The 7,828-nt window shown below is 70.2% G+C and carries 6 protein-coding genes and 1 tRNA gene; 6 read left to right on the forward strand and 1 reads right to left on the reverse strand.

Going from position 1 to position 7,828, the window contains the following annotated elements; genetic code table 11:
* The first annotated feature begins 177 nt into the window (after positions 1 to 177).
* Together aroC and ACODS4_RS27890 are read left to right on the forward strand one after the other, a co-directional pair.
* A complete protein-coding gene (aroC, locus tag ACODS4_RS27885; RefSeq protein WP_488869101.1) occupies positions 178 to 1,254 on the forward strand; it encodes a chorismate synthase in 1,077 nt (358 codons plus the stop codon).
* Between the two features lie 310 nt (positions 1,255 to 1,564).
* A complete protein-coding gene (locus ACODS4_RS27890) occupies positions 1,565 to 2,239 on the forward strand; it encodes a hypothetical protein (RefSeq protein ID WP_488869103.1) in 675 nt (224 codons plus the stop codon).
* Between the two features lie 27 nt (positions 2,240 to 2,266).
* Here ACODS4_RS27890 and ACODS4_RS27895 read toward each other — a convergent pair whose 3' ends face one another.
* A complete protein-coding gene (locus tag ACODS4_RS27895; RefSeq protein WP_488869105.1) occupies positions 2,267 to 3,166 on the reverse strand; it encodes a hypothetical protein in 900 nt (299 codons plus the stop codon).
* Between the two features lie 214 nt (positions 3,167 to 3,380).
* Between ACODS4_RS27895 and ACODS4_RS27900 the strand changes: the two genes are divergently transcribed.
* From ACODS4_RS27900 to ACODS4_RS27915, 4 genes are all read left to right on the forward strand, one after another.
* The gene (locus ACODS4_RS27900; protein ID WP_488869107.1) at positions 3,381 to 4,295 is read left to right on the forward strand and encodes a DUF6502 family protein; all 915 of its coding nucleotides are present in this window, start codon (positions 3,381 to 3,383) and stop codon (positions 4,293 to 4,295) included.
* Positions 4,292 to 5,656 carry a DUF5666 domain-containing protein gene (locus ACODS4_RS27905; RefSeq protein WP_488869109.1) on the forward strand — a complete coding sequence of 455 codons (1,365 nt, stop codon included), beginning with the start codon at positions 4,292 to 4,294 and terminating at the stop codon, positions 5,654 to 5,656. Before ACODS4_RS27900 ends, ACODS4_RS27905 begins: the two co-directional genes overlap by 4 nt.
* A gap of 84 nt (positions 5,657 to 5,740) precedes the next feature.
* Entirely contained in the window at positions 5,741 to 7,540 is a 1,800-nt protein-coding gene (gene recJ, locus ACODS4_RS27910; RefSeq protein WP_488869111.1) for a single-stranded-DNA-specific exonuclease RecJ, read from the forward strand.
* Between the two features lie 77 nt (positions 7,541 to 7,617).
* Positions 7,618 to 7,693 (forward strand) — tRNA-Glu (locus ACODS4_RS27915).
* The last annotated feature ends 135 nt before the right edge of the window (positions 7,694 to 7,828 follow it).

The raw sequence follows: 7,828 nt of genomic DNA on the forward strand, positions 1-7,828 counted from the left end.
AGCACTCCCTTGGTAAGGGAGAGGTCGAGAGTTCAATCCTCTCTGGCAGCACCATTCCCCCTTCTTTTAAAAACTCCCTTTGATCCACCCCCCGAATGGCTGCGGCGCGCATCGTCGGCTTGACGGCGGGTGCGAAAGGCCGCAAAACGCGGCGGTCGCTTCGGGGAGGATTTCATCATGGCCGGCAACAGCTTTGGCACGCTTTTCCGCTTCACCACCTGGGGCGAGAGCCACGGCCCGGCCATCGGCGTCGTCGTGGACGGCTGCCCCTCGCTCCTCGACCTGAGCGAGGCCGACATCCAGCCCTGGATGGAGAAGCGCCGCCCCGGCCAATCGCGCTACACCACCCAGCGCCAGGAACCCGATCTGGTCAAAATCCAGTCCGGCGTGTTCGAGGGCAAGACCACCGGCACGCCGATTTCGCTGGTGATCGAGAACACCGACCAGCGGTCCAAGGATTACAGCGAGATCGCCGCGAAGTTCCGTCCCGGCCACGCCGACTTCACCTATTGGGAAAAATACGGCATCCGCGATTATCGCGGCGGCGGGCGCTCGTCGGCGCGGGAAACCGCCTGCCGGGTGGCGGCGGGCGCGGTGGCGCGCAAGGTGCTGGGGGCCGGAATCGCCGTGCGCGGCGCGCTGGTGCAGATCGGCCCGCACAAGGTGGACCGCAGCCGCTGGGATTGGGCGGAGATCGACAACAACCCGTTTTTCTGCCCCGACCCGGTGGCGGCGGTTCACTGGGCCGACTATCTCGACGGCATCCGCAAGAGCGGCTCGTCGGTCGGCGCGGTGGTGGAGGTGGTGGCGTCCGGCGTGCCGGTGGGGCTGGGCGACCCGCTCTATGACAAGCTGGACAGCGATCTGGCCCGCGCCATGATGACCATCAACGCCGTCAAGGGCGTGGAGATCGGCAACGGCTTTGAGGCGGCGGAACTGACCGGCGAGACCAACGCCGACGAAATGCGCATTGGCCATGACGGCAAGCCGGTTTTCCAATCCAACAACGCGGGCGGCATCCTGGGCGGCATCTCCACCGGGCAGGACGTGGTCGTGCGCTTCGCCGTCAAGCCGACCAGCTCCATCCTGACGCCGCGCCAGACGGTGGACATTCACGGCCAGGAAACCGACATCCTGACCAAGGGCCGTCACGACCCCTGCGTCGGCATCCGCGCGGTCCCGGTCGGCGAGGCGATGATGGCCTGCGTGCTGGCCGACCATCTGCTGCGCCGCCGCGCCGAACGGCGGGATTGAGGACGCGCGGCGAGGGGTGTGACGGGGCGTCCGCGACGCCGCAGGGCAATCGCTTGAACGGTTGCGCATCGGAGAAAGCCCTTCTCCCCTTGCGGGAGAAGGGTTGGGATGAGGGGTGCAGACGGCTGAAAGCCGTTGGAGATTCGCTTTTCTCCCCTCACCCCAACCCCTCTCCCGCGAGGGGAGAGGGGCTTATTCTACCTTCGATGGTTCAAGCGAATGCCCTGCTCGACGCCGCGCGTGATTGCCCGTTTTGGCGATTTCCCGTAGCGTGAACCTGTTGCGGAGACAATTGCGAGGCTTGGCGGCGATGACGGGTGCGGCGCGGCGGCGGATGATGGCGGCGGGGCTGGCGGGCGTTCTGGTCGGCGCGTTGGCCGTGGGAACGCGCCCGGCGTGGGCGCAGGCCGCAGCCCCCAGCGCCCCGCCGCCCGCCGCCGTGGACCTGCCCACCCCGTCGGACGGGCGTCCGTTCGTCGAGTATGACGAGACGTTCAAGGGCTGGAAGCTCTATTGCCAGCTCTGGCCCGCCACCCGCCGGACGGAGTGCGAGATCGCGACGCGCGGCGTGAACGACCGGAACGCCCGCTTGGTTTGGCTGCGCTCCACCGAACGCTGGTTGGACGGGCTGCGTTTCCGGTTTGAGGTTGGCGTGCTGGAAGCCGACAAGCCGGTGCGGATCTGGACCGACAAGACGGTGTTCCGCCCGGAATTCCCCTGCAAACCCTTCCCGTTTGAAAGCAACACCTGCGCCGTGACCGACCCGGAGATCAACCGCAAGCTGGTTGAGAAACTGTTCACCGCGCAAGAGGTGGCGGCGGTTGGTCAGACGGCGGCGGGGGCCAAGGCGGAGATCCGTTTCGCCTTGGCTGGCTTCAAGGCGGCGGTGGAGCGCACCGAACAGCTTCGCGCCTCGCTTGGCGCGCCCTGGATGACGCAGGGGATGACGCAGGGGATGGCGCAGCCCGCTCCGGGCGGGGGATGATCCGGTCGGGGCGGAGCCGCTCCAGCCTCAACCGATGGTGTGGTTGAGGGAAATCACGCGGCCATCCGCCAAGTCCGTCCGATTCAAGACCCGTCCGGTCAGACGCCGGTAAGCCGCCCAGGCGACCAGGCTTTCAGCCCGCAGGGCGAGGGTTTGTTGGGCGGTGCGCAGAGTGACGCCGCCGATGATGAACACGCCCGGCAGAATCCCCGGCGACAATTCGCCACGCTGCACCAGAACAAGGGCGACGCCCAGCAACAGCGCCTGATAGACGACGCGGCAGAATTCCAGACCAACCGCCGCCAGACCGCTGAAATCGTCGGCCATGCTCCAAAGAGAGGAGTCGGGCAGGGCGGCGGGCGCCGCGTCGTCCACGTCGGCGTCCTCGCTGGAAATGGCCTCCGCCGCGCCAAGGGCGAGCAGCGCCGACAGACCGACCAGCGCCATCGCCCCCAGTCCCGGATGCGCCGCCGCCAGACTCAGGGCGTAGATCGGCAACCAAGGCAGGTCGAGCATGGGGCCGGTCATCGGTCCGGCCAGGAATCCACGGACCGACGCCAAATCCCGATAACGGTTTTGCAGGGCGCCGGTCGCTGGATCGCGCGCGGGCAGCCGTTCGATCAAGTCGGAATCGCCGAAGCGATCCGTCAATGCCGCGCCGACCCGCCGACCAACCCGCGCCAGCAGACGCGCGCGGGTGACGATCAGCAGCGTGTGGGCGGCGAACAGCGCCAGCGCGATCAACGCGACCAGGAAGGCTGTGGCCGATCCGTCGCTCGCCGTCAGGCGGTCATAAGCCAGAATCCCGCCAAGTGGCGACGCCAACGCCACGAGATTGGCGGCGACGCCGAACAGCGCGGCGGTCGTCAGCGGCTTGCGGAATGCCTGCCACACGGTGGCGGGGTCGGTCGGATGATGCGGCGCCATGGGCGATGCTCGTCGTCGAAAGGGGGCGATGGAAGGGGAAGGCTGGGCGGCGGGATTGGGTGTGGGTGTTTTTCCCACCAGCCGCCGCCATCATGAGTGGGAAAAATTCCCACATCAAGCGAAATCACCATTCCCTTTCCCTTGGGCTGCGCTATTGTGGGCAAATCTCCCACGGTCGCGCTGGACGCGACGTCAACGCTTGAGCGCTGGACCCTTGTCAACGTCGCCCCCCGATCATCGTCCGCCGCCCGGCGCAGGAGCGGCCCCGCACGCCGCCCCGCCCTCGGCGGTGGTGGCGGCGGTGCGTCGGGTTTTGGCGCCGTTGGTGCGGGTGCTGATTGGCTTCGGCATGCCCTGGCCGATGCTGTCCGGTCTGGTCAAGGCGGTGTACGTCGAGGTGGCGGAGCGCGATTTCGCGTTGCCCGGCAGGGCGATGACGGACAGCCGGATCACGCTGCTGACCGGGGTCCACCGCAAGGACGTCAGCCAGTTGCGGGCGGGCGCCCCGTCGGTGGAGGCGGTCGCGGCGGCGTCGCCGTCCTTGGGCGCGCAGGCGCTGGGCCTGTGGCTGGGGCATGACGATTACCGCGCCGCCGACGGCGGGCCGCGCCCGCTGCCCCGCGTCAGCCGCGCGGCGGGGGAGGCGTCGTTCGAGTCTCTGGTCACGGGAATCAGCAAGGACATCCGCCCCCGCGCCCTGTTGGACGAATTGCTGCACGCGGGGCTGGTGCGCGAACGGGCCGACGGGCTGCTTGATCTGGTGGTCGCCGCCCATGTGCCCCGTGGCGACATCGACAAATTGGCGTATTATTACGGGCGCAATCTGGCCGACCATCTGGCGGCGGCTGGACACAATTTGGCGGGGGGCGCGCCGCCCTTTTTGGAGCGGGCGATGTTTCACGACGGGTTGACCGCCGAATCGGTGGCGGCTCTGCGGCGGGAGATGGAGGAGACCGGCATGGCGATGCTGGTTCATCTGAACCGTCTCGCCACCGATCTGGCCGCCCGCGACGAGGGGCAGGACGGGGCGACCCACCGTTTCACCGCCGGACTCTATTCATACAGCGCCCCGGATGGGCGACGCCGTCCACAACCGGACAGCTCCGGCGGCGAGGGGGGCGGCGCGTGAGCCGCCGCCGTTCCGGCGCCTTCGCGCCCCTGGTTTTGTCGCCCCTGGTTTTGTCGCTGGTCCTGCTGATCGCGGCCTGCGCCGGTGGGGCGTTCGCGCCGGGGCAGGCCGACCGTGGCATCGGCGGCACCGGAATCGGGATCGCCGACCGTGGCATCGGCGGCACCGGCATCGTCGGCACGGTGACGGCCTTCGGCAGCGTTTGGGTCAACGGGCTGCGCGTCGAATTGCCGACCAGCGCCCTGGTGCGGATCGAGGGGCAGACCGCCAGCGTGGATGACGTCCGCATCGGGCAGGTCATCGCGGTGACGGCGGCGGCGGCCGGACCGACCGGCCTGTCGGCGCGCGTTCTCGACGTGCGCTACGCCGTCGCCGGGCCGGTCGAGCGGGTTGCGGGCGGCGTCGCCACCATCCTTGGGCAAAGGGTCGAGATGGACGCCGCCTTGGGCCGCGACGTGGCGGCGCCGGGGGCTTGGGTCGCGGTGTCCGGCCTGCGCCGCCCCGACGGGGTGGTGGTCGCTGGGCGAATCGACCCGTGGCCGTTGGCGCGCGGCTGGCTGTTGCGTGGCCGTCTGGAGATGGTGACGCCCGAGACGATCCGGGTGTCCGGCCTCGCCGTGAGCCGGGCGAAGCTGACCGGGGCGGACGTCGAGGCGGTGTTGGCCTCGGATGGCCGCAACGTGCGAATCGCCGGTCGGCTTTTGGGACAGGCGTTGAGCGTGACCGCCGATCCGATCAACCCCTTTGGCGCGACGGTTGGCGCGTTGTCGGTGGAAACCTACACCGACGCGTCCGGCGCGGTGGCCGATGGGCTGTTGGCGGATTCGGCCAGCGTGGGGCCGTTCGCGCCCAGCAGCCGCATCGTCATCGACAGTGTGCTCAATCGGGGCGGCGGCGGCGGTGGAGAGGCCCGCGCCTTTGGCGCGCCGGGTCTTGGTGGTCGGCAGGCGCCGGATGGCGATCCGTCGGCGCGCGCCGCCGGTCTGGGGCGGGGCCGCGACGCGGGTCCGCCGGGCGCCGGGGATCCGGGCGTCGGTCCAGGGGTGAGCGGCGCCGCCAGAGCGGGGGCGGGCTTTGGAAACCAGGAGGCCCCGGATGGGACGCCGCCGGGCGGGGATGCGGGACCGTTTGGCGGTTTCGGCGGAGGCGCGCGCGATCGGGGATCGCCTGGAGTCGGGCCGCCTAGGAGTGGGCCGTCCGGGGTTGGACCGCCTGGGGTCGGGCCGCCCGGCGTTGGGCCGCCCGGACGGGGCGGGGGCGGGCATGGCCCCCCTGGCTTCGGTCGCGATCCGGGGTTTGGACGTTCGCCGGGCGGCGCGCCTGGGAGCGGCGCTGGTCCTGACAGGGGCGGCGCCCATTGACGCGTCTGGGTCTCGCCGTGCGCGGGCGGCGTTTCTCTGCTATGGCTTGGCCCCTCCCGCCCCATCACAACGCCGTTGCCGATCATGACCGACGCCGCCGCCGCTTTCCTGAACGTTGCGCAATCCCTGTCGGGCAAGCGATGGCAGGCGCGCCCCTGTGAGGAGCGGCAGGCGCTGGCGCTGTCGCAGGCGCGCGGCCTGCCGGAAATCATTGGCCGCGTGCTGGCCGCCCGTGGCGTGACCGAGGAGGCGTGCGACAGCTTCCTCAATCCCCGTTTGAAAACCCTGCTGCCGGAGCCGTCGCGCTTCCGCGACATGGACGCGGCGGCGGAACGGATCGCGCGCGCCATCCGCGACGGTGAAAGCGTGGCGGTGTTCGGCGATTACGACGTGGACGGCGCGACCTCCGCCGCCGTGCTGCGCCGCTTTTTCCACGCGGTCGGGGCGGAATTGCGCGTCTATGTCCCGGATCGGGTGAAGGAGGGCTACGGCCCCAACGCCCCGGCCCTGCTGCGGTTGAAGGCCGAGGGGGTGGGGCTGGTGGTGACGGTCGATTGCGGCGTCTCCGCCTTCGCCGCGCTGGAGGCGGCGGCCGACGTCGGGTTGGACGTGGTGGTGCTGGACCATCACGCGGCGGAACCGCGCCTGCCCCCGGCGGTGGCGCTGGTCAACCCCAACCGGCTGGACGAGGACGGCGCCTATCGCACCCTGTGCGCGGCGGGCGTCACCTTCATCACCGTGGTGGCGGTGAACCGGCTGCTGCGGCAGGGCGGCCATTATCAGGACCGCCCCGAACCCAACCTGATGGACTGGCTGGATCTGGTCGCGCTGGGCACCGTGTGCGACGTGGTGCCGCTGACCGGCCTGAACCGCGCGCTGGTCGCCCAGGGGCTGAAGGTGATGGCCCGGCGCGGCAATCCGGGGCTGGCGGCGCTGGCCGACGTGGCGGGGGTGAAGGAGACTCCCGACGCCTACCACGCCGGTTTCGTGTTGGGGCCGCGCGTCAACGCGGGCGGGCGGGTCGGCGCGTCCGATCTGGGCGCGCGCCTGCTGTCCACCGACGATCCCATCGAAGCCATGGAGTTGGCGCAAAAGCTGGAGCTGCACAACGCCGAACGCCGCGCCGTCGAAGCGGCGGTGCTGGAGGACGCGCTGGAGCGGGTGGCCGCCGAGGCCGGGCGGGAGACCGATCTGGTCTTCGTCGCGGGCGAGGGCTGGCACCCCGGCGTCATCGGCATCGTCGCCGCCCGCCTGAAGGAGCGCTACAGCCGCCCGGCCTGCGTCGTGGCGCTGGAGGAGCAGCCCGACGGCACGGTGATCGGCAAGGCCTCGGGCCGGTCGGTGCGCGGGGTCGATCTGGGCGCGGCGGTGATCGCCGCCCGGCAGGACGGCTTGCTGATCGGCGGCGGCGGCCACCGCATGGCGGCGGGCTTCACCGTGGCGGGAGACAAGCTGGACGCGCTGCGCGCCTTCCTGGCCGCGCGGGTGGCCGAACAGATGGCGGCGATGCCGCTGGTGCCGACGTTGGAACTGGACGGCGCGCTGTCGGTGGGGGCGGCGACGACCGCCCTGGTCAACAGGCTGAACACGCTTGGCCCCTACGGCACCGGCAACGCCGAACCGCGCTTCGCCATCACCGACGCGCGGGTGGTCCGCGCCGACGTGGTGGGGGCCAATCACGTCCGCTGCATCCTGCAAGGCAATGACGGCGGGCGGCTGAAGGCCATCGCTTTCCGCGCGCTGGACAGCGATCTGGGCCAAGCCCTGCTGACCGGGAAGGGAACGCCCTTCCATCTGGCGGGCATCCTGCGCATCGACCGCTGGAACGGCGCGGAAGGCGTGCAGCTTTTGATCGACGACGCCGCGCCCGCGCGCTCCGCCTGAAAGAAAGGGGCGGGGGGCGAAAAAAACGCTTGCGCGTTTCGGGCGCGATCATTAGAAAGCGCGTCACCGCGAACGACGTCCCCGTCGTCTAGAGGCCTAGGACACCGCCCTTTCACGGCGGCGACACGGGTTCGAATCCCGTCGGGGACGCCACCCCCTCACGCGTTGAGGGTTGTCTGGTGGAAGCAGCGTTCAGGTGAGCAAGCGTGTCACGCGCCTGCGAAAACATAGAGGTCCCCGTCGTCTAGAGGCCTAGGACACCGCCCTTTCACGGCGGCGACACGGGTT

It is taken from the genome of Azospirillum sp. FG154 (assembly GCF_057809575.1).

Excerpts from the sequence above, each read along its gene's own strand:
- ACODS4_RS27890 (WP_488869103.1), top strand. The coding sequence starts at position 1,565 with ATGACGGGTGCGGCGCGGCGGCGGATGATGGCGGCGGGGCTGGCGGGC.
- ACODS4_RS27895 (WP_488869105.1), bottom strand. The coding sequence starts at position 3,166 with ATGGCGCCGCATCATCCGACCGACCCCGCCACCGTGTGGCAGGCATTC.
- aroC (WP_488869101.1), top strand. The coding sequence starts at position 178 with ATGGCCGGCAACAGCTTTGGCACGCTTTTCCGCTTCACCACCTGGGGC.
- recJ (WP_488869111.1), top strand. The coding sequence starts at position 5,741 with ATGACCGACGCCGCCGCCGCTTTCCTGAACGTTGCGCAATCCCTGTCG.